Source organism: Mesorhizobium sp. BR1-1-13, assembly GCF_020165515.1.
In the GTDB taxonomy this organism is placed as follows: Bacteria; Pseudomonadota; Alphaproteobacteria; order Rhizobiales; family Rhizobiaceae; genus Mesorhizobium.
The window spans coordinates 61,181-85,628 of record NZ_JAIUIH010000013.1 but is presented as its reverse complement, the minus strand read 5'-3'; the positions used below and the strand labels follow the sequence as shown (position 1 = coordinate 85,628).

The following is a 24,448-nucleotide window of genomic DNA, read 5'->3' as shown; positions in this document are numbered from 1 at the left end:
AAACCCGCCTCGGGGGCGGGTCATCGGCGCAACTCAGCACCATAGATAAAAACATAGCATAGTTGCCTTCACCCCGTCAACAGCTTTTAAGAAAAAAATCCTACCTTGCCCGTCCCAGCCTGGTTCTCCCCGGCCCGCCCGGCTTTATCAGTCGGGTGTTGGAGCATTGACCGCGAATTGCGCGGCGAACGCCCTGGCATAGGCGGGCCGGGCTTCGCCGCGGGCCACATAGGCAGCCAGGTTTTGATATTCGTCCAGAAGGCCCGACATTCTGAGCCGCAGCAGCACCGATACCATCAACAGATCGCCCGCGCTGAACGCGCCGTCGAGCCAGTCGGCGCCGCCCAGATGGGCCGAGAGCCTGTCCAGCCGGGCGCGAACGCGGTCCTTCACCAATGGCAGGCGCTCCTCGTTCCAGGGCTTGTCGGCCTCGAATAGTCTTGCCGTCGTCAGTTCGAGGATCGGCAGCTCGACGGTGTTGAGCGCGGCAAACATCCAGGTGATGGCGCGGGCGCGGGCGTCGCGATCCTCCGGCAACAGGCCCGGATACCGCTCGGCAAGATGAAAGACGATCGAGCCGGTCTCGAACAGGCAGAGCGAACCGTCCTCGTAGGTGGGGATCTGGCCAAAGGGCTGGATGGCCAGATGGTCGGGCGCCTTCATGTCAGCATGAGAAACAAGACGAACCTCGTAGGGCTGGCCCACTTCTTCGAGCGCCCAGCGAACGCGCGTGTCGCGCGCCAGTCCCTTGCCGCCGTCGGGCGACCGTTTGAATGCCGTGATGGTAATTGTCATCGCATCCGCTTCCTTGCCTGTTTCCCGGCTTCCTGGCGATGACGAACAAGCCTCTGCGGCAGCCCGACATCGGTCTTGAACCATTTTCCTTGCCGGGCGCGGATCGCGAATGCCTGCCCGCGCGTTCTGAACGCCTATGCACGCTGCCTCAAAGTGACCTCGGTTTTGGGCGACATGCGTAGGCCGATACCTGCAAGTGCGTCGCACGGGCCCTGTTCAGCGTGACGCGCCTCACCGATGGGAGCAACCGCCATGAACGTCGCCAACCTGCAACTCGAAGGCCTGCTGATGGCCGTCGCATCGATCAACCACGTCCTGGTCAGGAAGGGCGTGCTGACATCAGAGGAGATCGACATCGCCCTGCGCAAGGCCGAAGCCGGCGAAACCAGCGAGGAGCGGTCCGAGGGCATGTCGGCGTCGAGCCGCGACGCCGTCAATTTCCCGATCCGGCTGCTGGAGCTCGCCAACCAGTGCCAGCCGGAAGCTGACATGCCGTCCTTTTCGAAGCTGGCGCGCATGGTCGGCCAGATGAAGGAACCCTACAACGACCAGATGTAGCTACGCCCTGCCCGGCCATCCCGGATTGAGCGAAAGCACGCGGCCCGGCCCGTGCACGGCGGCGAACAGCAGTCCGGCCAGGAAGGAAAAATGGTCGACGAAGAAGCCGAATTCCGCCTGGTTGCCGGCCCAGTGGCTCGGTCCGTGGAAGGCGAAGCCGAGGAACAGCACGTAAACCGCCGCGACCAGTGCGGCCGGCGTGAAGAAGGCGCCGGTGAGGAAAGCGATCACCAGCAGCACCTCCAGGATCGCCGCGCACCAGGCCAGGAACAGCGGAAACGGAAAGCCGGCGGCGGCGATATAGCCGGCGGTGGCGCCCATGCCCATGAACTTGAACGTCACCGCCATCAGGAAGACGGCTGCGAAAATCAGGCGGGCTATGAGCAAGGCGGCGGTCTGCCACGGCGATTGGACGGTTGGCGACGGCATGGTTGTTCTCCCGTTTCGTTTGCTTGTTTACCCGATTCCGGCTGGAAACCGCTACGGAGCTTTCCTGGAATTGCTCCTAGGACGCGCCACGCACCGCGCATCCGACATATCCGCCGAAGTTTTTTCCGGATGTCGCGATCGGCGCCGCTCGATCGGGCCCGCTGCCGCAAAACCCGGATCCCGGTTTGCCGGCTATCTTGATAGAGTGGGCCGCATCGGTCCTGATGTATCTCGCCGCCATGCGCCTGGAGCCGGCCTGAGGCAGCGGAGCCGATATTCCGGTCCGTGTTCGCCAAAGCCTGCGAAAGCCGCTATGGAACCAGCGGCGTCAAATGCTGTTATGTATGACCGCAGGGTCGCGCCGCGACGGCGGCGCGCCGGGGTGGAAAGTGAGGCTCGGCATGGCGGACGACAAATCGAAGATCAAGCAGGATCGCAAACTGGTTTCGAGCGAGGAAACCTATGAGGTTGCCGCTTTCGCCCGCAAATACGGCATCCCGCAGAGCGAGGCCCAGACCATCATCAAGCGCTACGGGCCCTCGAGGAAGAAGCTCGACAACCACATGGCCGCGCGCGGATAGCTCGGCGCGACCGGCGTTGGAAGCGTTGCCCGGAGCAAGAATCCGGGCGCATTGCGGCACCGAACGGTTGGAGGCCACGGCCATGCCCGACACCGCGCGCAGAACCGGCAGCTGCCTTTGCGGCGGCGTGCAGTTCACCGTCAGCGGTCCGCCCCTGCGGGTGGGCCTCTGTCATTGCAAGGATTGCCGCAAGACCAGCGGCTCCGCCTTTGCCGCCTTCGCCATCTGGCCGCGCCAGGCCTTCGAGACATCGGGCCTTCTCGGCACCTATGCCGGCCGCGGCTTCTGCCCGACCTGCGGCGGCCGTGTCGCCTCGCTCACCGACGACGAGGCCGAGGTGATGATCGGCAGCCTGGACGTGGTGCCGACCGAGCTGGTGCCGGAGTACGAATTGTGGATCGGCCGGCGCGAATCCTGGCTGCACGCCTTGCCCGATACTGAGCAGTTCGAGCACGACCGGCCCGCCGCGCAGGCTTCCGGCCCGCCGCCGCCGAGGCTGCTGTCGGACGCCGCTCCCCCCGATTGAAAATTAGTCGAAAAGTTGAGCGGCCGCGACGGAACCCCGGGACATCGGCCGGCGCTATCGGGCGCCTCAGTTTCAATGGAGATCCCCGTGAACGACAAGTTCTTTCCCCGTCCGGTCAGGCTGAAGGTCGGACCGGCCCGCGAGCGGGTGGTGCGCAGCGCCTGGGAAGGCCTGGAATGCCTGCGCGACTGGCCGGGCAAGCATGGCCGGCGCTACCGCGCCGCATGGCGCAGCTGCCGCGATGCCCTCGATGGCTGGACCCCGGCCGAGAAGGCGATGCGAGCCATGATCGATGCCGGGCGCGAGGCGGAATTCCTGCCCGGCAACGGCAAGCCCTGACAGCCTGCCGCCCCACGGGGCGGTCCGGAACCCGATAGCTGCATCGCGGCAAGCCGCCGGCTACTGTTTCGGCGGCTGCGGCGGCACTTCACCCGGTTTGATCACCGGCGTCTTGCCTTCGTTGGGCGCCGGCGCGGCCATGCCCTGGTCGCCTGTCGGCGGCGGCTTCAGCACGCCGCCGCAATCGTTCAGCGTCTCGGTCAGCGTGTTGTCGGTCGGCTGCTGGTTGCCGTCGGGCTTGGCCCGGCATTTTTCGCTGGGCGCCTGCTTGTCGGGGTTCTGCTGCTCGGCCTGTGCCAGCGCCGCGGCGGGCGCGGCGAGCATCAGGCTGACGGACATGATGGCGAGAAGTCTCATCTCGGCCTCCTTTGCGGGTTGGGCCGCCCTCACCGGCCGCCGATAGTCAATGGCTTGCCTTCGATAGGCTTGCCTCAATAGCCGCCGACGATCGGCAGGATTTCGCCGGTGATGTAGCTGGAGCATTGCGGCGAGGCCAGGAACACATAGGCCGGCGCGATTTCCTCCGGCTGGGCGGGCCGCTTCATCGGCGTCTTGGCGCCGAACTGCGACACGTCCTGCGCCTCCTTCTCCGACGGATTGAGCGGGGTCCACACAGGTCCCGGCGCCACGGCGTTGACGCGGATGCCCTTGCCGACGAGGTTGCCCGACAGCGCCCGGGTGAAGGCATGGATGCCGCCCTTGGTCATGGAGTAGTCGACCAGGTCCTTCGATCCCTCGATGCCGGTGACCGAACCGGTGTTGATGATGGCCGAACCCGGCTTCATATGCGCCACCGCCTCTTGCGCCATATGGAAGTAGCCGTAGAGGTTGGTCTTCAGCGTGGTGTCGAAATGCTCCTCTGTCAGATCGGAGAAATCGGTCGAATGGATCTGGAAGGCGGCGTTGTTGACCAGTATGTCCAGCCGCCCCAGTTCCTTCACGACCCTTGCCACGGCCTTGGCGCAGAAGGCGCGATTGCCGACATCGCCGCGTAAGGCGAGGCAGCGGCGGCCCTCCGCCTCGACCGCTTGCTTGGTCGCCTCCGCGTCGCGGTCTTCGCTGAGATAGACGATGGCGATATCGGCACCTTCGCGCGCGAACAGCACCGCCACGGCCCGGCCGATGCCGGAATCACCGCCGGTGATCAACGCCGCCTTGCCCTCCAGCTTTCCCGAACCGCGCCAGAACGGCGCGTCATAGAGCGGCGCCGGCTCGATCGCCCATTCCTCGCCGGGTTTGGCATGATGCTGGGCGGGAAAAGGCGGCACGGGATATTTTCGCGCGCCGGCCTGCATGGCGCCGTCGCCCTTGGGTTTGGTCTTGGCGCGGTCCTTGGCGTCGATCTTGCGCTGGATGCTGCGCTGCTTGCTGGTTGCTTTCGAACTGTCGCTCTGGGTGCTGGTCGGCATGGTCATCTCCTCTGTGTTTGGACCGGAGACATCGCGAACCTCCTCGCGCAACGCGCACAACTGTCCGCGATGTCTCCGGTCCAAACGCTTTGCTCGCAGGGACAACGCATGTCGGCGGAAAAAGTTGGCGGCTTTCGCAGGCGCACATTGCAACCCTCGCATCCTCCCGCCGTTTCGCCTGCCGGAGGCAATCATGTTCGAAGGTTTTCAGACCCTCGAGGTCGGCTGCGGCGATGCCCGCATCTTCGCCCGGCGCGCCGGCGACGGGCCCGCCGTCCTTTTGCTGCACGGCTTTCCGCAGACGCATCTGATGTGGCGCGACGTGGCGCCACGCCTGGCGGAGCGGTTCACCGTCATATGCGCCGACCTGCGCGGCTACGGCGCCAGTTCATGCCCGGCCTCGAGCGCCGATCACGCCCCTTACGCCAAGCGCGCCATGGCCCGCGACATGGTGGCGCTGATGGCCGAGCTCGGCTTTTCCAGCTTCATGGTCGCCGGCCATGATCGCGGCGGGCGTGTCGCCTACCGCCTCGCGCTCGACCATCCCGACCGCGTCGAAAGGCTTGCCGTGCTCGACATCGTGCCCACCGCCGACGCCTGGGACCGGGCCGACGCCAGGCTGGCGCTCGGCTATTGGCCGTGGTCGTTGCTGGCGCAGCCGGAGCCACTGCCGGAAAAGCTCCTGGCCGGTGCGGCCGACGCGATCGTCGATGACGCTCTGGGCGGCTGGGGCTCGTCGCCAAAGGCGTTTTCCGCCGGCGTGCGCCAGGCCTATGTCGAGGCACTGCGCGATCCCGCCCATGCCCATGCGATCTGCGAGGAGTACCGGGCGGCCGCGATGCTCGACCGCGAGCACGACCATGCCGACCGCGCCGCCGGCCGGCGCATCGCTTGCCCGGTGCTGGCGCTGTGGAGCGGGCAAGGCGCGCTCGCCGAATGGTACGCCGGCGAAGGCGGACCGCTGGCCTTGTGGCGCGGCTGGGCCGACGATCTGCGCGGCCATGCGGTCCAGGGCGGGCATTTCTTCCCCGAGGAAGCACCCGCGCAAATCGCGGCCGAATTGACCGCTTTCTTCGCCGGGGCCTGAAGCCACCGACCACGGCCAAGGGATTGGAACCACATCCTGGCTGCGCAGTTGCATGGGCATCGAGTGAAAACCGGGAGCAGAACCATGCCACGCGGAGAAAAATCCAAATACACCGACAAGCAGGAGCGCAAGGCAGACCACATCGCCGAGGGCTACGAGCATCGCGGCGTGTCCGAGAAGGAAGCCGAGCGCCGCGCCTGGGCCACCGTCAACAAGGATGATGGCGGCGGCAAGAAGGAGGGCGGCTCCGGCCGAGGCAAGCACACGGGCCATCCCGCCGCGCATAAGGGCGGCGAAAAGGGCGGCAAGGCTTCCGCCTCGCGTTCGGCCGCGAGCCGGTCGGCATCGGCCAGGAAGGCAGCCGCGACCCGCAAGCGCAACGAAGCGCACGCCCATTGATGCGCGGGGCGACCGGATCGCGAAATTCCTATGCGCCTTGCCTGCCCTCGCCCGGGCCGCTCTTGATCAGATCGTCGCCCGGCGGATCATCGAAGTTCGGCTCGGCCGGATTGCTGGACGGCGGTCTTTGCGGACAGTCCTCGTAGCCGTGGTCGCGGCCGCCGCAGAACGAACAGCACATGGCTTCGCGATCCCTGTTCCCGGGCGGCCATCGCGGGGTCTGGTAAGGCTTCCTGCCGAGCATGCCCAGCAATGCGCGAGGCGCGATTTGGTTGCGCGCCCGCGCCGTCCCTCGCAAGCGAACACGCCGGCTGTTGCGCAACCGCCAGACAAAATGCGAATCTCCCCGGCATCCCGCAACCAGGCGTAATCGCCCGGCGTTGCGGATCACGCCTTGGAGAGACCGCCATGTCCGTTCGAATCCTGTTGCCGACCGTGGCCGCCATGCTTGCCGCCACCGGCCTGGCCGAAGCCCGGCCCGACAGCCGCGCCATGAGCTGCGCGCAGATCCGCGCCATGATCCAGAGCCACCGCGCCGTCGTGCTGACCACCGGCCCTAATACCTATGACCGCTATGTCAGGCAGTTCGGCAATGAATGCGATTGGCCCGAAGTGCCGATGTCGGCCTATATCCCGGCCCGCGACGGGCACTGTCCGGTCTACCGCTGCGAGGAGCCGGTCAACAATTTCCCGAATTGACGGGTCGGTTGGCGCGGGCAATCGTTGTTTCGGGGATTGCCGCACCCCTGCCTGAAACCAATCCGAGGGGGCCGCGTTGACGCGTGGGGTGGCCGCCACAGGAGATGCCCATGACCGTCAACTGCCGCGTATCCATCGACAACCGGCCTCAATCCATCGAGGCCGTGTTCCAGGCCGTGCCCCGGATCGGCGAGAGCGTTTCGCTGTCCGTCGACGGAAACGCCCAGGACTTGCGCGTTTCGCGAGTCGTGCATGTGCCCGACGGCTCGCTAGAAGGGGCTGCGATCATCGTCGAGGTGACGGCCAACATCCTGTAGTCGCCTGAATCCGCGAATGCGGCGCGCCTTGGCCACGGCGGTAGCTTTCAGATGCCTAAGCCGGTCGTCTGGCCGGCGTCTTCCATAGGGTGCTGCGGCACGATGATCGATGCCAGCGGCGCGTGCAGCGTCCATCTGAAATAGCCGGGCGAGCGCTCGATCACGGCGGACCCGCCGAGCGACTGCGGCGCCACCCTTTGCAGGACAACGGTGCCGAACCCCTTGCGCGTGGTGTCGTCGCGCTCGTCGCCGCCGCTATAGGGGGGAGACCGCTCCTCCCAGACAAGTTGGAATTCGCGTTCGGCCAGAGCGTCGTCGCCCATGCTCCAGGTCACCTCGACCCGGCCGGAATCGCTGGCGAGCGCTCCATACTTGGACGAATTGGTGCCAAGCTCGTGGAAAGCCATGCCGAGATTCTGCACCGCATTCGACTGCAAGGTCAGCAGCGGTCCCGAAAGCAGTATCTGCTCCTCGCGGCCGAACGGTTTGAGATGTTCCTGGACCAGGTCGAACAGGCTGGCTCCCACCCAGTTCGAGGTGACCAGCAGATCGTGCGACCGTGACAGCGCCATGATGCGGGCGCGGATCATCTCCTCGAACTCGCGCGGGTCCTCCGAGCGCTTGCTGGTTTCCCTGACCATCGACAGGATCACCGCGAACTGGTTCTTGACGCGGTGGTTGACTTCCCGCATCAGCATCTTGATCCGGCGCTCGTTCTCCCTGCTGGCGCTGATGTCGCGGGCGATCTTCGAGGCGCCGACGATGTCGCCGCTGGCGTTCCTGATCGGCGACACCGTCAGCGAAACGGCAATGAAGGTGCCGTCCTTGCGCTTTCGCGTCGTCTCATAGCTCGCCAGGCGTTCGCCGCGGCGGACCTTCGCGATGATCTCGGTTTCCTCGTTCTTGAGGTGGTCGGGGATGAGCATCAGGATCGACTGCCCCAACGCTTCCTCCGCGCTGTAGCCGAACATGCGTTCGGCCGCCTGATTCCAGCTCTTGATGATGCTGTTCAGGTCCTTGCTGATGATGGCGTCGAAGGAGGAATCGACAATCGCCGCCAGCTGCGCATCCGCTGTTGCATCCTGTTTTTCATTCCTTGCTATGTCAGCCATTGCCCCGCCAGGTGTCAGCCTATCGCCACTAGATAACGCGTGCGCCGGGCAAGGCAATCACCTTGAAGCGGCCTGCCTGCTTCCACTTCATCGAAATCGCCTCGCCGGCTAATATAATCGAGGCGAAGGCGGTTCCACAGATCAGGCCGAGCCCGGCATCGAAAACGCCAACGACCAGACAAAATGGTTTTCGAGAACCAGAACGGAGCGGACATTCGATGGGCGCCGGAAGCGCGGAACCCGTCCTTGCAAGCCGGCATCGGCTGAATGTCACCACACCTCACTCAGAGTGGCCGTCGCCCACATTGCCGTTGCCGCCTGGAGCGGACAGCAGTCCGAAGTCCTGGGACTTGACGCCCTGCTCCGCCGCCAGGAACCCGTCCGAGGCAAGGCCACGCCGCAAAAGCTCCCTGACCGCGGCCGAGCGGCTCGGCATGCGCTTGTCGAAGCGCCAGTTTTCCAGTGCCGCCAGTTCGTCGGCGGTCAGCATGACCTGCAAGCGTTCAGGACGTTCCAGCTCAGCCATCGCACCTCCTCGCACAGACCCCAATGCCCTGAATTAGTATTTGCCTTGTTCAACTAACAACTAGTGTTGCTCTCCTGCAGCGTCAAGGCCGCCAGACAAGCCGTCTGCTCCTTCCGCTCATAGTATGCCTCAACCGCCGGCCGCTGCTTTGTGTAATTCCGCTAACCCACTGGTATATATATCTATTTCCCATATTTCGCTTGCCAGGAACCAACATTCGGCGCATGCTGCGCAATGAAGGGCAAAGCGGTTTCGCCGAGGAGGTTTCCATGCGGTACGACTACTCGATGCGCTTGCGTGATGACGTTCAATCCGCCGTCCATACAGCTTTCAGGACGGCGGGTATCGTCAGGATCACCACCGTTGCCGAACAGGTCAGGCTCAGGAACCTCGATGAGAACGTCGCCCTCGAGGACGTCGAGCACCTGGTCATGCAGGCGGCTCAAATGCTTGGCGCTGCAATCGAATTCGAGGGCCTGGCCGTGATCGAGGAACGGCCGGGTGGTCCCGTCAACGGCCGGTCCCAAGGCGAGCTCCTGTCCTAGGGTCGGGAGCCACGACGCCGTACACAGACGCCGGCGTCATGTCCCATGCCCCCGGTCCGCCAGCGGCTGTGGGAATTGAGCGAGCGCCCTATATACTTTCGTGAGATCCCCTCCGGAGAACACGAGAATGACGCTCGACACACACAAGCTCGGCAGCCAGGGGCTGCGGGTCTCGGCCATCGGCCTCGGCTGCATGGGCATGAGCCAGTCCTACGGCCCGGCTGACGAAGGCGAATCCATCGCCACGCTGCACCGCGCCATCGAGCTCGGCTGCACCTTCCTCGACACCGCCGAAGTGTATGGCCCTCATGCCAATGAGGCGCTGCTCGGCCGCGCCTTGAAGGGCAAGCGCGATAAGGTCACCATCGCCACCAAATTCGGCTTTCGCATCGAAGATGGCCGGCAGGTCGGCACCGAACGCGACAGCAGGCCGCAAACCATCAGGGCGGCGGTTGAAGGGTCGTTGAAGCGGCTCGCCACCGACCATATCGACCTTCTCTACCAGCACCGTGTCGATCCGGCCGTGCCGGCCGAGGATGTCGCCGGCACGGTCGGCGAGCTGGTCAAACAGGGCAAGGTCCGCTTCTTCGGCCTGTCGGAGGCGGGAGCCGCCACCATCCAGCGGGCGCACGCCGTGTTTCCGGTCTCGGCGCTGCAGAGCGAGTACTCGCTGTGGGAGCGCAATCTCGAGCCGGAAATCATTCCCCTGCTGCGGCAAACCGGCATCGGCCTGGTGCCGTTCTCACCGCTCGGCCGAGGCTTCCTGACCGGCGGCGCCAAGCGCGCCGAGGACTATCCGGAAGGCGATTACCGCCGCGGCGACCCGCGTTACCAGGGCGCGAACTACGACGCCAACGTCGAGGCCGCCGCGAAGGTCCGCGACATCGCCGTCGCCAAAGGCGTCAAGCCAGGGCAGATCGCGCTGGCCTGGCTCCTGGAGAAGGGCAACGTCTTCGGTGTCGACATCGTGCCGATCCCCGGCACCAAGCGGATCAAATATCTGGAAGAAAATGTCGCCGCGGCGTCGCTGAAACTGGAGGCCGCCGAGATCGCGGCGCTCGACGACGCGCTGGCCCCGGGGAAGGTCTCCGGCCCGCGCTACGGCGACCGCACCATGGTAATGATCGACCGATAGGCTGCCGGTTTCGGGCAGGTCCGTCCTGCCAGCAGCGTCAAATCTCGGTTCGCATCTCGCCGTGAATCGGCCTATTCCACCGGCGCCGGCTTTTGGCGAGGATCGGGCCGCAACCGCTGGTGCAGTTCCCTGCCGGCGTGCAGGGTCCGGTCCGCCAGCGCGGCGAGTGTTCCGCGCAAGGTCCTTGTTCCCAGCACCGAATCCAGCGTCACCGACTGGGTCGCGAAGCGCCGCTTGAAGTCCTCGCCGCCGCACAGGAAGTCGACCATCGTCAGCCCCCTGTCGATCGACCACTGGATGTAGTCCATCATCAGCACCATGCCGGGAGACGCCCGCTCGACATCCGGATCGTAGGTCGTGACGAAGGCCATCATCGTGTTGCGCTGGACGAAATTGATCGAGACCGCGACCACCATCCCGGCGCATTCCAGCACGAAGACATGCAGGAGCCCTTCCCTGGCCAGCACGGCGACCAGCGCGCCCAGCGCCGGCGACCCTTCATCGAACAGGTTGGATTCGTGTCCGTGCGCGGCGAGCCATTTGCGCTTGAACTCGGCGAGCCTGTCGAGGACGGGCTGCATCGGCTCGTCCGGCGACATGAGGCGGAACCGCACTTCGCCGCCCTCCTCGAGGAATTTGCGGCCACGGCGATAATTCTGGCGCATCTTCTTCGTTTGTTCCCCGAACCAGTCCGCGCCCGTCCGCCATGGCCCCGCGACCCGGAAGCTGGTTTCGCTGCGGCGGTTCGGGCGGAGCGCCATCTTGGGCGCCGAAGCGGGAGCCAGCAGCGTGCGCATCGCGGCGTCTGGCAGCAGGCGGTTCAGATAGACGAGATCGAAGCCGCCCGCGGCCGAAATTTCCTGCCATAGCGCCGCGACCGCCGCCGGATCGCAGTCCGGCGCGACCAGCACGTCGCCATAGTCGCTGTGGTCCTTGGCAGCCCATTCCAGGACGTTGACGCCCTTGCGCCGCACCGTCGCCAGCGGGATGACGGCGTCGATCCGGTCACCGTTCCAGATGAGGCCGATCCTGAGACCGCGCAGCTCCCGGTCCGGGGCTGTCTGCCACCACGCCGTGACCCAGGCGTGGCTTTGAAAGATCAGCCCCTCCGCCCGGCGCCACAGCTCCGTCCAGGCCGGCCCGACTTCCGCGAGGCGGGCCTCGGAGGTGACGATCTCCAAAGCGCCCGACTTCAAGCCCGCGATCGCGGCATGAGCGTTCATGGCTGCGGGCTCCGTGTCGGCTCGGACGAAGCGCGGCGGCGGAACCGCCGGGCGATGTGCCCCCACATCTTCTTGAGCGGCAGCACGTAAAGCCCGGACAGGGATTGATAGTCGCGCGCGCCGCGCTCCATCAATCCGAACCTGAAATCCTCATCGGGCTTCGGCACGCACAACGTTCCGAACAGCCGGTCCCAGAACGAGAACAGCAGGCCGAAATTCTTGTCGTAATGCCGGGGATCGACGCTGTGGTGCAGCTGGTGCCAATGCGGGCACAAGACGATGTTGTTGAGCGGCCCGAACGAAATCTTGAAATGGGTATGCCTGACGAAATCCATCATCAGGATATTGCGCATGACGTAGACGTTGACGCCGAAGATCGTCACTTCGACGAGGTTGAGCGACAAAAGGGTCCAGACGCCGAAGCAGATCCCGGGTATGACGCCGTCCCAGGCGCGGTTCATGAGCTCGTCGAGCGGATGAACCCTGTCCTTGGTGATGCCGACCATCACCTCCGCCGAATGATGCACCTTGTGCAGCTCCCACAGGAAGGGAAAGCGGTGCTGGGCCACGTGGTAGAGGTAGTAGGAAATGTCGTAGGCAATCAGCATCGTCGCCGTGAAGATGACGACCGTCACCGCTCCCGGAGGGCCCGGAAAAAGCGGCGGCTGCACCTGGAACAGCGCGGCCAGCGTCCGGTTTGTCGCGTAGCCGACGCCGACGACGAAGGTCACGCCCGCGGGCAGCATCAGGAAGGGCATGATCGCCTTGCGGGTGATCCAGAAAAGCAGGTCCGCCCGCGCCGAGGGATGCGTGACGATCTCGTTGGGGAAGACGAAATCGAAGAACTCCCTGAAGCTCTTGCGCTCCGCCGTCCGCCAATAGGCGATCAGGGCGCTTCCCAGCGCGGTCAGCAGCAGAAGGCCGGCCGCAAGCAGGCTGGAGCCGGACAACTTGTCCAGGATCCTTTCGATGATGCCGGCAATCGACATGGGCCCACTCATTTATGCAACCGAAGCTTGACTTGTAGGAAGCGATTACCTGACAGGCCGGGCAAGCCGGCACGCCGTCAGGCTCTCGATTGTTTCGCCTTCACCCTAGTCGAGAATTCATAGCGAAAGCTTAAGCTGATTAAAAACAATGAATCCGCTAAAAAGCCTGCTATATATTGCCGAATTCTGAATAAAACTCCTAAAATTGACAGCAAAGGACCGGCAGCGCGCCTGGCGTGGAGATCGCAACTTCGGGGAATCGCGGGGTGATCGTGCCAGTTCCGGCTCGAAACCGTGCCGGACTGACACGCCCCCAACCAGGCTTATTTCGCGGCGCCCGGCTGCTTGTTGAAGATCGTGAGCAGGTCCATCGGCAGCGGAAACACCACCGTCGACGAGCGCTCGCCGGCGATGTCGTGCAGCGCCTCGAAATAGCGCAGTTGCATGGCCTGCGGCTCCTGCGCCAGCATCTTGCCGGCCTCGACCAGCTTTGCCGCCGCCTGCTGCTCGCCATCGGCATTGATCACTTTCGCGCGCCGCAGCCTTTCAGCCTCGGCCTGCTTGGCGATGGCGCGGACCATATTCTCGTTGAGGTCGACATGCTTGATCTCGACATTGGACACCTTGATGCCCCATGCGTCGGTCCGCTGGTCCAGGATCTCCTGGATGTCGCTGTTCAACTTGTCGCGCTCGGCCAGCATCTCGTCGAGTTCGTGCTTGCCGAGAACCGAGCGCAACGTGGTCTGCGCCAGCTGGTTTGTCGCGGCCATGAAGTCCTCGACCTGGATGACGGCCCGCTCGGCGTCGACGATGCGGAAATACAGCACCGCGTTCACCTTCACCGAGACATTGTCGCGCGAGATCACGTCCTGCGGCGGCACGTCCTGGACCACCACGCGCAGGTCGACCCGCACCATCTGCTGGACAAAGGGGACGAGGAGGATGAGGCCGGGGCCCTTCACTCCGGTGAAGCGGCCGAGCGTGAAGACCACGCCGCGCTCATATTCCCGCAGGATGCGAATGGCGGCGGACAGGAAGACCAGCACGATGAGGGCGAGTAGCAGATAGGCGACGTAACCGATGATCATTGCCTTGCTCCATTGTTCCTGCGCCGGACCGTCAGCACGAGGTCCCGGACATCGGCCACCTCGACGCTGTCGCCGGGGGCGAGCGGTTCGTCGGCTTTCGCCCGCCAGCGCTCGCCCTGCGCGAGCACATGGCCTTCGATGCCCGACCAGTCGAGGATCCTGGCCGGCGCTCCGCGCATGGCCTGCGCGCCGACACGCGGCAGGCTCTTGCGCGCCCTCCACAGATAGCTGCCGGCCAGCAGCGCCAGGCCAAGCGTCAGCGCCGCGGCGGTGCCGATGAGCGCCCACGACATCTCGAAGCCGGGGCCCTCGACCTTGAGCAGCATGGCGGCGCCGAGCAGGAAGGCGGCGACGCCTCCAAGCCCGAGCACCACGGTCGGGTTGAAGGCCTCGATGACGAGGAAGGCGATGCCAAGCAGCATCAGGGCGAGGCCGGCATAGCTGATCGGCAGCAAATTGAGGGCATAGAGCCCGAGCAGCAGGCAGATGGTCCCGATCACGCCGGGCGCCACGGCGCCTGGGCTGGTGAACTCGAAGACGAGGCCGTAGACACCGGCCAGCATCAGGACGACGGCGATGTTGGGATCGGTGATGACAGCGAGAAGCCGGATCAGCCAGCCGGGATCGAGCGTCTCGACCGCCACGCCCTTGGTCGCCAGCACCTGTTGCTTGCCGGCCACCTCGACCGTGCGGCCGTCGGCAAGCTGGAGCAGTTCGGCCGTATCGCGGACGACGAGGTCGACGACATGCGCCTGTAGTGCTGCGTTGGCGGAAAGGCTGGCCGCCTCGCGCACGGCCTTTTCGCCCCAGTCGGCATTGCGGCCGCGCAGTTCGGCGAGCGACCGGATCAAGGCGACGGCGTCGTTCGTGACCTTGGTCATCATCGCGTCGCCCGCCGGAGGCCCGGCGGCATTCTTCTGGTCGGCCTTGTTCTTCTCGTCGCCACCGGGAAGGGACGGCAGCCCGCCAAGCTCGACCGGCGTGGCGGCCCCCAGATTGGTGCCGGGCGCCATCGCCGCGACATGGGTGGCATAAAGGATATAGGTTCCGGCACTTGCCGCATGCGCGCCGGCGGGCGCGACATAGCCGATGACGGGAACCGGCGAGGCAAGGATATCGGCGATCATCTCGCGCATCGAGGTCACCAGCCCGCCCGGTGTATCGATCTCGAGGACAACGGCTTCGGCGTGCCGCTCGGCGGCTTTCGCCAGCGCTTCATTGAGCTGCCTGGCGCTCGCCGGGCCGATGGCGCCGTCGATCACGATGCGCAACGCCACCTTCTCCGCCGCCTCCGCGTGCACGGAAGAGTGACTGGCGGCCGCGGCGGCCATGAAGGCCGCTGCCAGAACCGCCATCCGCGCGAGGGTCACGTTCAAAACTCCCTGGATAACGCAGGATATGGCGTTCGATCCGCCGAAATCCATGGCCCGGTCTCAGATTGCAAGCCCGCGATCCGGCTCTTCGCAGCCAGCGGCAAAAGCAATGGGCAGACTTTCAAAGCCGGAGGGGCCCCGCTCGCGCGCCGGCCCCATCCTTGGTCAGCGGTCACGCATGTGCGTGCGGGTGACGGACGTCCCAGACGGCCCAACCTGATACGGCAACCACCAGCACGCCGAGAATGACGTGGGTGGCCATCGCATGCGTGTTCGCCATGAAGCCGAGCAGCCAGGGCGACACGACGAGCCAGAGGCCGAGAACGACACCTACCCATTCCTCCCACTCGGCGAAGGCGGCAAGCGCCGCCACGGCCACCGCGCCCAGGACGACGCCGACAATCCAGGCGTTCCATGCGGGAGCGGTTTCAGCAGCGAAGCCGATTATCCAGGGTGAGATGAACAGGCAGACGGCAAGGACCAGATTGAGCCAGTCCTGGCCTTTCTTTCCTTCCATGAGTGTATTTGCCATGACAACCTCCATAGATGAAGCTTGGCCAAAGCGTTGTATTCGCGTGCAAACGCACGCTTAATGGTTGATGTAACTATGCCTCAGATGGCCTTCAAGGCCCGCCGCGCGGCGGGGTCGCCTTGGCATCGATCGAGCTCCCTCCACCGGATCAGGATCAAGCCGGGACCGCCGCATCAAGGCAAACCACCCGCCTCTTCGGCGCATTCTAGAACGTGATCTTCACCGAGGCGGCACTGCGGTTGGCCGGCCCGTGATACACCGCTTCGATGTTGTTGCCGTCCGGGTCGAGAAGAAAAGCGGCGTAGTAGCCGGGGTGGTACCGGCGTTCACCCGGCGCGCCATTGTCCCTGCCGCCGCCGTCCAGCCCGGCCTTGTAGAACGCATCGACCATGGCGCGGTCTTTCGCCTGGAATGCCAGGTGATGGCGACCGGTCAACTCTCCCCGAGCCGCGCGGCTGTCGGCGGTGGAAATGAATAGCTCGTCGGCCCAGAAATAATCGGCAGCGCTGCCGCCGATCGGAATGTCGAGCACTCGAAACACTGCTTCGTAAAAGCGGCGGCTGGCGGCGATGTCTCTGACCACCAGTTGGATATGATCGATAAGCCGGCCGCGATGCAGTTCTTCCATGCAAGCTCTCCTCTCGCCAAGGGATCGACTCTAACTAGCTTCGCGTGATCCGCCGTCAATGCCACGCCGAACCTCAGGACTTTCGCGCGGCATGCCGCGCCAGTGCGTGCTCGATCAGCACGTCGATGACCTTGCTGTAGCCGATGCCGATCGCCGCCAGCGCCTTGGCATACATCGAGATGTCGGTGAAGCCGGGCAGCGTGTTGACCTCGTTGACCAGCAGCGAGCCGTCGGCGCGCAGGAAGAAGTCGACCCGGGCCATCGCCTCGCAGCCCAGCGCCTGGAAAGCCCGCGAGGCCATCTCCCTTGCCTTGTCGGCGACGGCGGACGGGACATCGGCGGGCACGTTCACCACGGCGCCGTCGGCGTCGAGATATTTGGCTTCATAGGTGTAGAAGCCGTGCTTGCCGGCCGGAATGATTTCGCCGGGCAGCGACACGGTCAGCGTTCCGTCGGCCCGCTCCAGCACCGAGCATTCGATCTCGCGGCCGTCGACGAACTCTTCGATCAGGACCTTGCCGTCGTAGCGGAAAGCCGTCTCGACGGCCCGTTCGAAGCCGTCCCGGTCGTTCACCTTGCTGACGCCGAAGGACGAGCCCTGGCGCGCCGGCTTGGCGAAGAAAGGCAGGCCGAGCGCGCCGGCAATCTCCTGGAACGGCCCGACATCGTTTCGATGCACGGTGACGGAACGGGCAACCGGCAGCCCGGCCTCGCGCAGCAGCCGCTTGGCGACATCCTTGTCCATGGCGGCGGCCGAGGCGAGAATGCCGCAGCCGACATAGGCGACGTCGGCGACCTCGGCATAGCCCTGCACCGAGCCGTCCTCGCCGAAAGGACCGTGCAGCACGGGAAAGACGACGTCGACCGGTGGCAGGTCGCGCTCTGCTCCGCCGCCCCGTGCGGCCACCAGCCTGCCTCTGCCACCGGGCAACAATGCGACCTCCACGCCGTCCTCAGACACCGGCGCCCCGGCTCTGTCGTCGCCGGCTTCGGATGAAGATTGCAGCAGCCATCGACCGTCCCTGGAAATGGCGATCGGCACCACCTCGTAGCGCGTCCGGTCGATGGCCTTCAGCACGTTGGCGGCTGAAAGGCGCGACACGTCATGCTCGGCCGAACGTCCGCCATAGAGGACGGCGACCTTAATCTTGGTCTTCATTGAAAAGCCTTGTCCTTCATCGAAATCCCTCGAGATCAAATGCTGACGGCAATGCCGCGATTGGCAAAGAAGCGGTCGAAATCGGCCGGCGCCAACACTGCATTTGCCTGTGTGGCGCCGGTATGGCCGGACGGATTGTGAAAGCGAAAACCCTCGTCCGATGCCGACATGACCAGCACCAGATGGCCGCCCTTGGACGGGGGCTCGCGCTCGGGCCAGCGGATCGAGCTGCTGACCGAGGCGATGAAGAAGCGCGACCGCCTGAGGATCGTCGGAATATCCGATGTCGCGACACTGGTCATCACCTCTGCCTCGAGGCCGAATTCCGCTTTCACGAAGCTGACGAAGGGGGCGTAGATCAGGCCCTTGATCGATCCCTCGGTGACGACATAGCCGCCATATCCGGTGCAGCGCCTGGCCAGTTCGATGGTCGGCACGATCTGGCCGCGCGCCGCCAGGATCATCTTGAGGCATGCCATGCCGCAGATATTGGCGGCCCACAGCGCGTATTCGTCGAGTGTGCGCGCGCCCGAATTCTCCCACAGCGCATCGCGCCGCAGCGCCACCTCAGCACCATCGGCAAGCACGGCCAAGGTCATGTCGGGCGTCTCCCACTGGCTGAAAAACGGCACGGTCTCTGGCGGTGGACTCATCGATTCCTCAAACAGACCATTTCAATTTCGTATACAGGGATACGAGAGCAGAGAACAGTGCTTCAAACCTCATTCGCCTGATCAGGCGATGGTCCGCGCTCGGGTTTTGCCCGCCGGGCGAAGCTTGCCAATGCCCGCCGATCGGCGCACTCTCAGCCCTACGAAGCCGGTCGTCGGGTGCGGTTCGTCTCCTCGCCCATCGTGTTAGGATTGCGCAATGACCCGCGACCAGATGCTCGCCCACCTCCGCGCCGCCGACGCCGTCGCTCGCGAGGCAGCTGTGCACGGCCATCATCCGTTCGGCTGTGTGCTGGTCGGGCCGGACGATCGCGTCCTTATGCGCCAGGGAAACCTCGACACGGTGCGCCATGCCGAGACGGAACTCGCCCGGCGCGCGGCGGCTGCCTACGAGCCGGATTTCCTCTGGTCCTGCACGCTGGTCTCGACCGGCGAACCCTGTGCGATGTGCGCCGGAACGCTCTACTGGGCGAATATCGGCCGCCTGGTCTACGGCCTCGAGGAGACGAAGCTCCTGGCACTCACCGGCGATCACGCCGAGAATCCGACGATGAGCCTGCCCTCGCGCACAGTCCTCGCCTCGGGCCAGAAGAAGATCGAGGTCTTTGGCCCCTTCCCCGAGATCGAGGACGAGCTGATCGCGCCGCACCGCGATTTCTGGACGCGCTGACGCACCGGCCGAGACTACGCGCGCAAGCCGCCAGATGGCCACCGGAACGGAATTCAAACGATCTCTTGGAACGTGTTTGCCAACAGCGCCGTCAATACGCTGGTGGCCAGGGCGATTGCCTGAACCGGTCTTGCCTACCGCCCGTAGGTGTACGTCACGCTGGCCTCGCCGAGCGCCTGGCTCTTCGCGGCCACTGCCACCATTTCCGGAGAGGGATTTTCCGGCGCGCGCAGCTTCGGCGCGCCGAGCGCATACAGCGTGAAGACATAGTGATGCGTGCCGCTGCCGGGCGGCGGGCATGGCCCGAAATAGCCTGCGCGGCCGATACCGCCCTTGCCGAGCACCGTACCCTTGGGCAAGCCTTTGCCGCGCTTCGAGCCCGCCCCTTCGGCCAAGCCCTTCGCGCTTGCCGGGATGTTCCAGGCCAGCCAGTGCCAGAAACCCTTGCCGCCGCCGGCGTCGGGGTCGAACATGGTGAGCGCGTAGCTCTTGGTGCCGACCGGGGGGTCCTTCCATCTCAAGGCGATCGACACGCTTTGCCCGCTGCAGCCGCCGGCCTTGTCGCCGAGATATTTTTCGGCCCATTTGCCGTTGGAAACCGACGGGCTTGAAATCTCGAAAGCAGCCGCCTGATTGGCGAGGCCGAACAGCACCAGCACGGCGAAACCGAGGCGCAAGCTCATAGCTTCCTCCATTTCCAGCCAAGACGCCGACGAGTTTAGCCGAAAAGCGGCCCGAAATTGGGCAATGGTGCGAACTGTTGGTGGGAATTGCTGGAATGCGCTGCCGGGCACGAAGGGGACGGGCGCTTCCTTTACCGAGCGCGCCAGGAGAGATTCGTGTTTCAAAGCTGGGCTTCGATGGCGGCCTTGTCGATGATGGACCACACGAGCCGGATCTTCGGGCCGCGAAACTCATAGAAGACGTTCTCGGCGAAGGACACTTTCCTGCCGTCTACGGCAAGCCCGAGGAAATTTCCCCTGGGCGTACAGTCGAACATCAACCGGCTCGCGACATGAGGCGGATCGCAGACCAGCAGCCGGATGTCGAAACGAAGGTCCGGAATGTCGTCGAAATCCTTCTCCAGCATCGCGCGGTAGCCGGAGAGACCGATCCGCCTGCCATTGTGAGACACGTCGTCGTCGACGAACTGCCCGAGGTTCGGCCAGTCCTGCCGGTTGAGGCAGGCAATGTAGTCGCGGTAGATACCGGAAAGGTCGGTCATGGCGCATGAACCCGCATTCGTGGACACAAGGCCATTTTGCACCCGCGACACGTCAGGACAACCCGGGTTTGATCGCTGCTGGGGCGATGCACCGTCGTCTGGCCGGCGCCTTAAGTCTTGAGCAGCGCTGCCAGCCGCGGGATCCCCTCGCTCACCGCGCGCCGGTCGGCGAGCGTGAAGGACAGCCGCAACGTGTTGCGCCCGGTGCCATCGGCGAAGAAGGCGCTGCCGGGCACGAAGGCGACACGCGCCTCCTTCACCGAGCGCGCCAGGAGCGCGGTGGCGTCAGCGCCTTCGGGCAGCGTCACCCAGACGAACATGCCGCCTTCCGGGCGGCTCCAGGTCACGCCTTCCGGCATGTTGGCTTCGAGGGCGCCGAGCAAGCCGTCGCGGCGCTCGCGATAGGCGCCGATCAGTTTTTCGACTTGGGCCTCGAACACCGCTTCGGCCGCCCGGTGCATCACGATCTGGTTGATCGACGGGCTGTGCAGGTCGGAAGCCTGCTTCATCAGCACCAGCTTCTCCACGACATGACGCGGCGCGCAGACCCAGCCGACGCGCATGCCCGGCGACAGGATCTTCGAGAACGAGCCGCAATAGAGCGTGCGCGCCTTGTCGATGCCGCCGGGGCGCGCGCAGTCGAGCGCCAGGATCGGTGGCACGCTTTCGCCATCATAGCGCAGCGCCCGGTAGGCGGCGTCCTCGACGATTGCGATGTCGAGCTCGCCGGCAAGATCGAGCACCGCCTCGCGCTGCTGCCTGTCCAGCGTGTTGCCGGTCGGGTTGGCGAAATCCGGCACCAGATAGGTGAACTTGACCCGGCCGCCATTCGCCGCCGCCGCCGCGCGATAGGCATCCGGCGTCATGTTGCCGCCTTCCGGCCTCAGCCGGTCGTAGCGCGGTTCATAGGCGTTGAAGGCCTGCAGCGCGCCGAGATAGGTCGGCCACGTCACCAGTGCGGTGTCGCCGGGCGACAGCAGCAGCTTGCCGACATAATCGAGCGCCTGCTGCGAGCCCGAAGTGATGAAGATGTTGGCTTCCTCGCAGACGACGCCGAGCTTGCCCATCTGCCCGGCAATCCATCGCCGCAGCGGCAGATAGCCCTCGCTCACCTGGTACTGAAGCGCGGCCCCCGCTTCGCTGCCGCCGAGCACGTCGGCATAGGCATCGCGGATCGCATCGGCCGGAAACAGCGCCGGATCTGGAATGCCGCCGGCGAAGGAGATGATGTCCGGCTGGTCGAGCAGCTTCAGGAGCTCGCGGATTTCCGACGCCTTCATACGCGACGAGCGCGACGCCAACAGGTTCATAAGGGTCAAGCACGCCTCCCCGGACGCATCGAATATAGGTCAACTTAGCTGACCTATATCTGGTCTCGCCGCAAATTGAATAGGGCCTGCAGGCCTTCGCGCATGCGCCAGCCGCCCGCCTTGGCGGAAAAGCGACGGCCCCGCCTGCGCTACAAGGTCTTCTTGTAGCCGAGATGGGTGCCGGTGAAGCCGAGGCTTTCATAGAAGCGGTGCGCGTCCGCTCTGGTCTTGTCGGTGGTGAGTTGGACGAGGCCGCAACCGCGCGCCCGGCATTGATCAACAGCCCATTCGATCATCAGCCTGCCTATGCCTTCGGAACGGCGCTGCCCGGCGACCCGCACAGCCTCGATCTGACCGCGCCAGGCGCCCTTGCGCGACAGCCCGGCAAGGAAGCTGACCTGCAAGGTGCCGACCACGTCGGCGCCATCGACCGCCACCGCCAGCAACTGGTTGGGATCGGCGTCGATGGTATCGAAGGCATCGACATAGCCCTGGGCCAGCGGCAGCGAGGCATCCTCTCTGGCCGCGCCAAGCGGATCGTCCGCCAGCATGGCGACGAGGGCAGGCAGGTCGGAGGCCAGGGCCTTGCGGAAGGTGATCATGAGCACGACTTACGGCGACACGCCGGCGCCGGCAAGGCCGTTGGTTTGGAAGCCTCACCCTCTCTTCGTCATCCTAGGGCGAAGCAGGAGCGAAGCTCCGTCGCGGAGACCCTAGGATCCATGCCGTGACATGGGAGCGCCGCTACGGTGCGGAATTCCGATCACCGCGCACCGCGACATGCCTCGAGTCAAACCCGAGGACGACGAAGTGGCCGTGGCTACCATCCTGTTCCACGAAACAGCTCGAACTATTCCGGGTTGGCTTTTTCAATCAATTCGATTTTCCACTGGCGTCGCCAGCGCTTGAGCGATTTCTCGCGCTGGATGGCGTCCGTAATATCGAAATACTCCTCGTACCAGACCAGTCGCCGCACACCATATTGGCTGGTGAAGCGCGAACCCTGGCCCGACTTGTGTTCTGGCATACGACGACCGAGATCGTTTGTGACGCCGATGTAAATGGTGCCGCCCTTCTGGCTGGCGGTCATGTAGACATAGCCGGTCATATGTCAGGGCTATCGGGCCATGCGTCGGGAGAACATCCTGATTCGCTGCATTCTTCGGCAGGTGTCACGGCATGGATCCTAGGGTCTGCGCCGCGTCGCTTCGCTCCTTGCTCCGCCCTAGGATGACGAACCGAGGGAACTTCTTCAACCCCATCCCCATCCTGGCCTTGCGGCACTGCGCCAGCACCCAGCGATGGCCCTCCAAAGGTATTTGCAGCACCCGCCGGCAGCATATAGGAAGCCACAGATGGCATTGGCGTCGGCGCCGGTCCTGGTTTCGCGGAGAGCGGTGTTGAGAGCGTGTGTTCGTCTGTGCCTGTCGCTGGTCGCGGTGCTCGTCTTGCCGCTTGCCGCCCATGCCCAATGGAAGCCGGTCGAGACGATCGAGCCCTACGCTATCTCGGGCCGGACCGGACAGGAGCTCTACCGGTCGATCGGCGAGAACGGACCGCTGATCCGCGGCGCCAAGACGCGCACCATCGCCTATACCAATTTCAAGCTGACCTGGACCAGGGACTACCAGAACAAGGGCGGCGATTGCGTGCTGGCATCGGCCAGGCCGAAGCTGATCATCACCTATGCCTTGCCGAAGCCGTCAGGCTCTCTGCCGCCGGCCGTGCAGAAGAGCTGGGACAGCTTCATCGCCGGCGTCATCGCCCATGAGAAGGTGCATGGCGCCGATATCATTGCCATGGTGCGCAAGATCGAGGCGGCGACCGTCGGCCTCAGCGTTGCCGACGATCCCAAATGCGCCAAGATCCGGACCGAGATGACCAGGCGCCTCTCCGGACTGTCGCAGGCGCAGCGACAGGCAAGCCGCGATTTCGACCGCGTCGAATTCGGCAATGGCGGCAATTTGCAAAAACTGGTTTTTGACCTCGTGACCGGTCCCTGAGAGGGAAGGCGCGACCCTCACCGCGTCTGCGCGCTCGCCGCGAGCTCCGCCCGCTTCTCGTCCGACACCACGGCCAGATCCAGCACCTTCTGCAGTTCGGCGGCGTGGCGGAAGGATGGTTCGGCCTGCACGCCGGTCCGCACCGCGTCGGCGAAACGCTGATAGTTGGTGGCCACCGTGCCGGCGTCGAGCTCTTCCCATATCCCGTCATCGACATTTTCGCCGAGGCAGGCCTTGAGCGACGAGCCGTCGAGGTTGTGCACCACTTCGAGACCGCCTCTGTCGCCATAGATGCGCAGGCGCAATTCGTTGAGATGGCCGGTCGCCCAGCGGCTGGCATGCACCACGCCGAAGGCGCCGTTGGAGAAATCCACCGTCATGGCGAAGCTGTCATTGGCGTCGAGCCCATAGTCGCCGATGCGGTTGCCGGGCGCCTTGTCGAAGGAACGCAGCCGGCAGAACACATGGTCGATGCCGAGGGCCGCGCCATAGCTGGCGAAATCGAGGATGTGGATCCCGACATCGCCAAGCACGCCGTTGGAGCCGTGGCCGCGCGACAGGCGCCACAGCCATTTCGGGTCGCTGCGCCAGTCGCCCCAGAATTTCGACACCAGCCAACTCTGCAGATAAGACGCCTCGACATGCCGGACCGTGCCGATCTCGCCGGCCTGCACCATCCGGCGTGCCTTCTGCAGCGCCGCGACATTGCGGTAGGTGAGGTTCACCATGTTGACGATGCCGGCCTTCTCGGCGGCCTCGGCCATCTCGATCGCCTTGCCGAAATTCTCGGCCAGCGGCTTCTCGCACAGCACCGGCTTGCCGGCGGCAATCAGCTTCATGGTGGTCGGGTGGTGGATGCGGTCCGGCGTGACATTGGCCACGGCGTCGAAAGCGCCCCATTGCAGCGCCTCCTCCAGCGCGGTGAAGCGGTTGGGGATGTTGAAGCCGTCGGCGAATTCGCCGACGCGCGCCGGATCGAGGTCGACGGCCCCGACAATGTCGACGCCACCGATGGCGCTGAATTGCCGTGCATGTTCCTGCGCCATCCAGCCGGTGCCAAGTATCAGAAGCCGCATTTTTCCTCCTTGGTGTGAGATGTCGTCGCGCCAGGCGGGATGCC

Annotated in this window: 33 protein-coding genes; 11 read left to right on the top strand and 22 right to left on the bottom strand. The window is 64.9% G+C overall.

The annotated features are described in order from the left end of the window. Positions 1 to 147: 147 nt before the first annotated feature. Positions 148 to 795 carry a glutathione S-transferase family protein gene (locus tag LB533_RS25115; protein WP_224678411.1) on the bottom strand — a complete coding sequence of 216 codons (648 nt, stop codon included), beginning with the start codon at positions 793 to 795 and terminating at the stop codon, positions 148 to 150. 252 nt (positions 796 to 1,047) lie between these two features. Here LB533_RS25115 and LB533_RS25110 point away from each other — a divergent pair, with 252 nt between their 5' ends. Next, a complete protein-coding gene (locus LB533_RS25110) occupies positions 1,048 to 1,353 on the top strand; it encodes a hypothetical protein (RefSeq protein WP_140499979.1) in 306 nt (101 codons plus the stop codon). Here LB533_RS25110 and LB533_RS25105 read toward each other — a convergent pair whose 3' ends face one another. Then, positions 1,354 to 1,782, bottom strand: a complete 429-nt coding sequence (locus LB533_RS25105; protein WP_140515969.1) for a DoxX family protein — start codon at positions 1,780 to 1,782, stop codon at positions 1,354 to 1,356. A 401-nt stretch (positions 1,783 to 2,183) separates the two neighbouring features. Here LB533_RS25105 and LB533_RS25100 point away from each other — a divergent pair, with 401 nt between their 5' ends. The 3 genes from LB533_RS25100 (at position 2,184) to LB533_RS25090 (ending at position 3,228) form a co-directional block, all read left to right on the top strand. Continuing rightward, positions 2,184 to 2,363, top strand: coding sequence for a DUF3606 domain-containing protein (locus LB533_RS25100; protein ID WP_115144153.1), 180 nt, complete (start codon positions 2,184 to 2,186; stop codon positions 2,361 to 2,363). An 82-nt stretch (positions 2,364 to 2,445) separates the two neighbouring features. Further along, the gene (locus LB533_RS25095) at positions 2,446 to 2,889 is read left to right on the top strand and encodes a GFA family protein (RefSeq protein ID WP_224678410.1); all 444 of its coding nucleotides are present in this window, start codon (positions 2,446 to 2,448) and stop codon (positions 2,887 to 2,889) included. An 87-nt stretch (positions 2,890 to 2,976) separates the two neighbouring features. After that, entirely contained in the window at positions 2,977 to 3,228 is a 252-nt protein-coding gene (locus LB533_RS25090; protein WP_140582358.1) for a DUF982 domain-containing protein, read from the top strand. 60 nt (positions 3,229 to 3,288) lie between these two features. On the opposite strand, the gene LB533_RS25085 is transcribed toward LB533_RS25090, so the two are convergent. After that, positions 3,289 to 3,585, bottom strand: a complete 297-nt coding sequence (locus tag LB533_RS25085) for a hypothetical protein (RefSeq protein ID WP_140499986.1) — start codon at positions 3,583 to 3,585, stop codon at positions 3,289 to 3,291. A gap of 74 nt (positions 3,586 to 3,659) precedes the next feature. After that, entirely contained in the window at positions 3,660 to 4,637 is a 978-nt protein-coding gene (locus tag LB533_RS25080) for an SDR family oxidoreductase (protein ID WP_224678409.1), read from the bottom strand. 193 nt (positions 4,638 to 4,830) lie between these two features. On the opposite strand from LB533_RS25080, the gene LB533_RS25075 reads away from it, so the two are divergent. Beyond that, positions 4,831 to 5,724 (top strand): alpha/beta fold hydrolase, encoded by an 894-nt coding sequence (locus LB533_RS25075; RefSeq protein ID WP_224678408.1) that lies wholly within the window; start codon positions 4,831 to 4,833, stop codon positions 5,722 to 5,724. Positions 5,725 to 5,808: 84 nt separating this feature from the next. Beyond that, positions 5,809 to 6,123 carry a plasmid stabilization protein gene (locus LB533_RS25070; protein WP_140515975.1) on the top strand — a complete coding sequence of 105 codons (315 nt, stop codon included), beginning with the start codon at positions 5,809 to 5,811 and terminating at the stop codon, positions 6,121 to 6,123. 28 nt (positions 6,124 to 6,151) lie between these two features. Here the strand turns inward: LB533_RS25070 and LB533_RS25065 are convergent, their stop codons facing one another. Next, positions 6,152 to 6,367 carry a hypothetical protein gene (locus tag LB533_RS25065; RefSeq protein WP_224678407.1) on the bottom strand — a complete coding sequence of 72 codons (216 nt, stop codon included), beginning with the start codon at positions 6,365 to 6,367 and terminating at the stop codon, positions 6,152 to 6,154. A gap of 164 nt (positions 6,368 to 6,531) precedes the next feature. On the opposite strand from LB533_RS25065, the gene LB533_RS25060 reads away from it, so the two are divergent. Continuing rightward, on the top strand, positions 6,532 to 6,822 hold the full coding sequence (locus LB533_RS25060; RefSeq protein WP_140521515.1) for a hypothetical protein: 291 nt from the start codon (positions 6,532 to 6,534) through the stop codon (positions 6,820 to 6,822). 110 nt (positions 6,823 to 6,932) lie between these two features. Continuing rightward, entirely contained in the window at positions 6,933 to 7,139 is a 207-nt protein-coding gene (locus LB533_RS25055; RefSeq protein WP_140499995.1) for a hypothetical protein, read from the top strand. Positions 7,140 to 7,186: 47 nt separating this feature from the next. On the opposite strand, the gene LB533_RS25050 is transcribed toward LB533_RS25055, so the two are convergent. From LB533_RS25050 to LB533_RS25040, 3 genes are all read right to left on the bottom strand, one after another. Continuing rightward, on the bottom strand, positions 7,187 to 8,251 hold the full coding sequence (locus LB533_RS25050; protein WP_140642891.1) for a sensor histidine kinase: 1,065 nt from the start codon (positions 8,249 to 8,251) through the stop codon (positions 7,187 to 7,189). A gap of 280 nt (positions 8,252 to 8,531) precedes the next feature. Beyond that, positions 8,532 to 8,777, bottom strand: coding sequence for a hypothetical protein (locus tag LB533_RS25045; RefSeq protein ID WP_224678406.1), 246 nt, complete (start codon positions 8,775 to 8,777; stop codon positions 8,532 to 8,534). Between the two features lie 182 nt (positions 8,778 to 8,959). Beyond that, a complete protein-coding gene (locus LB533_RS25040; protein WP_224678405.1) occupies positions 8,960 to 9,304 on the bottom strand; it encodes a hypothetical protein in 345 nt (114 codons plus the stop codon). A 145-nt stretch (positions 9,305 to 9,449) separates the two neighbouring features. Between LB533_RS25040 and LB533_RS25035 the strand changes: the two genes are divergently transcribed. Then, positions 9,450 to 10,457, top strand: a complete 1,008-nt coding sequence (locus LB533_RS25035) for an aldo/keto reductase (RefSeq protein ID WP_224678404.1) — start codon at positions 9,450 to 9,452, stop codon at positions 10,455 to 10,457. 71 nt (positions 10,458 to 10,528) lie between these two features. Here the strand turns inward: LB533_RS25035 and LB533_RS25030 are convergent, their stop codons facing one another. The 8 genes from LB533_RS25030 to LB533_RS24995 form a co-directional block, all read right to left on the bottom strand. Further along, positions 10,529 to 11,680 (bottom strand): GNAT family N-acetyltransferase, encoded by a 1,152-nt coding sequence (locus tag LB533_RS25030; protein WP_224678403.1) that lies wholly within the window; start codon positions 11,678 to 11,680, stop codon positions 10,529 to 10,531. Next, entirely contained in the window at positions 11,677 to 12,669 is a 993-nt protein-coding gene (locus tag LB533_RS25025) for a sterol desaturase family protein (RefSeq protein ID WP_224678402.1), read from the bottom strand. The genes LB533_RS25030 and LB533_RS25025 overlap by 4 nt, the downstream gene beginning before the upstream one ends. A gap of 323 nt (positions 12,670 to 12,992) precedes the next feature. Beyond that, the gene (locus LB533_RS25020; RefSeq protein ID WP_224678401.1) at positions 12,993 to 13,757 is read right to left on the bottom strand and encodes a slipin family protein; all 765 of its coding nucleotides are present in this window, start codon (positions 13,755 to 13,757) and stop codon (positions 12,993 to 12,995) included. Then, positions 13,754 to 15,127: an NfeD family protein gene (locus LB533_RS25015; protein ID WP_224678400.1), complete on the bottom strand. Its 1,374-nt coding sequence runs from the start codon at positions 15,125 to 15,127 to the stop codon at positions 13,754 to 13,756. The genes LB533_RS25020 and LB533_RS25015 overlap by 4 nt, the downstream gene beginning before the upstream one ends. Before the next feature lie 175 nt (positions 15,128 to 15,302). Then, on the bottom strand, positions 15,303 to 15,662 hold the full coding sequence (locus LB533_RS25010; protein WP_140642879.1) for an SPW repeat protein: 360 nt from the start codon (positions 15,660 to 15,662) through the stop codon (positions 15,303 to 15,305). A gap of 205 nt (positions 15,663 to 15,867) precedes the next feature. Next, complete coding sequence (locus LB533_RS25005) at positions 15,868 to 16,290, bottom strand: VOC family protein (RefSeq protein ID WP_224678399.1); 423 nt, start codon at positions 16,288 to 16,290, stop codon at positions 15,868 to 15,870. Positions 16,291 to 16,363: 73 nt separating this feature from the next. Then, positions 16,364 to 17,449: a D-alanine--D-alanine ligase family protein gene (locus LB533_RS25000; RefSeq protein WP_224678398.1), complete on the bottom strand. Its 1,086-nt coding sequence runs from the start codon at positions 17,447 to 17,449 to the stop codon at positions 16,364 to 16,366. Positions 17,450 to 17,484: 35 nt separating this feature from the next. Beyond that, entirely contained in the window at positions 17,485 to 18,102 is a 618-nt protein-coding gene (locus LB533_RS24995) for a C39 family peptidase (protein ID WP_224678397.1), read from the bottom strand. 217 nt (positions 18,103 to 18,319) lie between these two features. Here LB533_RS24995 and LB533_RS24990 point away from each other — a divergent pair, with 217 nt between their 5' ends. Further along, the gene (locus tag LB533_RS24990) at positions 18,320 to 18,790 is read left to right on the top strand and encodes a nucleoside deaminase (RefSeq protein WP_224678396.1); all 471 of its coding nucleotides are present in this window, start codon (positions 18,320 to 18,322) and stop codon (positions 18,788 to 18,790) included. 134 nt (positions 18,791 to 18,924) lie between these two features. Here LB533_RS24990 and LB533_RS24985 read toward each other — a convergent pair whose 3' ends face one another. The 5 genes from LB533_RS24985 to LB533_RS24965 form a co-directional block, all read right to left on the bottom strand. Further along, positions 18,925 to 19,473, bottom strand: a complete 549-nt coding sequence (locus LB533_RS24985; RefSeq protein WP_140642872.1) for a YbhB/YbcL family Raf kinase inhibitor-like protein — start codon at positions 19,471 to 19,473, stop codon at positions 18,925 to 18,927. A gap of 161 nt (positions 19,474 to 19,634) precedes the next feature. Further along, positions 19,635 to 20,015, bottom strand: coding sequence for an ester cyclase (locus LB533_RS24980; protein ID WP_140623006.1), 381 nt, complete (start codon positions 20,013 to 20,015; stop codon positions 19,635 to 19,637). Between the two features lie 110 nt (positions 20,016 to 20,125). Continuing rightward, positions 20,126 to 21,325, bottom strand: coding sequence for a PLP-dependent aminotransferase family protein (locus LB533_RS24975; RefSeq protein WP_224678458.1), 1,200 nt, complete (start codon positions 21,323 to 21,325; stop codon positions 20,126 to 20,128). A 149-nt stretch (positions 21,326 to 21,474) separates the two neighbouring features. Further along, entirely contained in the window at positions 21,475 to 21,927 is a 453-nt protein-coding gene (locus LB533_RS24970) for a GNAT family N-acetyltransferase (RefSeq protein ID WP_224678395.1), read from the bottom strand. A gap of 248 nt (positions 21,928 to 22,175) precedes the next feature. Further along, positions 22,176 to 22,433 carry a GIY-YIG nuclease family protein gene (locus LB533_RS24965; RefSeq protein ID WP_224678394.1) on the bottom strand — a complete coding sequence of 86 codons (258 nt, stop codon included), beginning with the start codon at positions 22,431 to 22,433 and terminating at the stop codon, positions 22,176 to 22,178. 247 nt (positions 22,434 to 22,680) lie between these two features. On the opposite strand from LB533_RS24965, the gene LB533_RS24960 reads away from it, so the two are divergent. After that, positions 22,681 to 23,328 (top strand): DUF922 domain-containing Zn-dependent protease, encoded by a 648-nt coding sequence (locus LB533_RS24960; RefSeq protein WP_224678393.1) that lies wholly within the window; start codon positions 22,681 to 22,683, stop codon positions 23,326 to 23,328. Positions 23,329 to 23,345: 17 nt separating this feature from the next. Here LB533_RS24960 and LB533_RS24955 read toward each other — a convergent pair whose 3' ends face one another. Further along, entirely contained in the window at positions 23,346 to 24,404 is a 1,059-nt protein-coding gene (locus LB533_RS24955; protein WP_224678392.1) for a Gfo/Idh/MocA family protein, read from the bottom strand. Between the last annotated feature and the right edge of the window lie 44 nt (positions 24,405 to 24,448).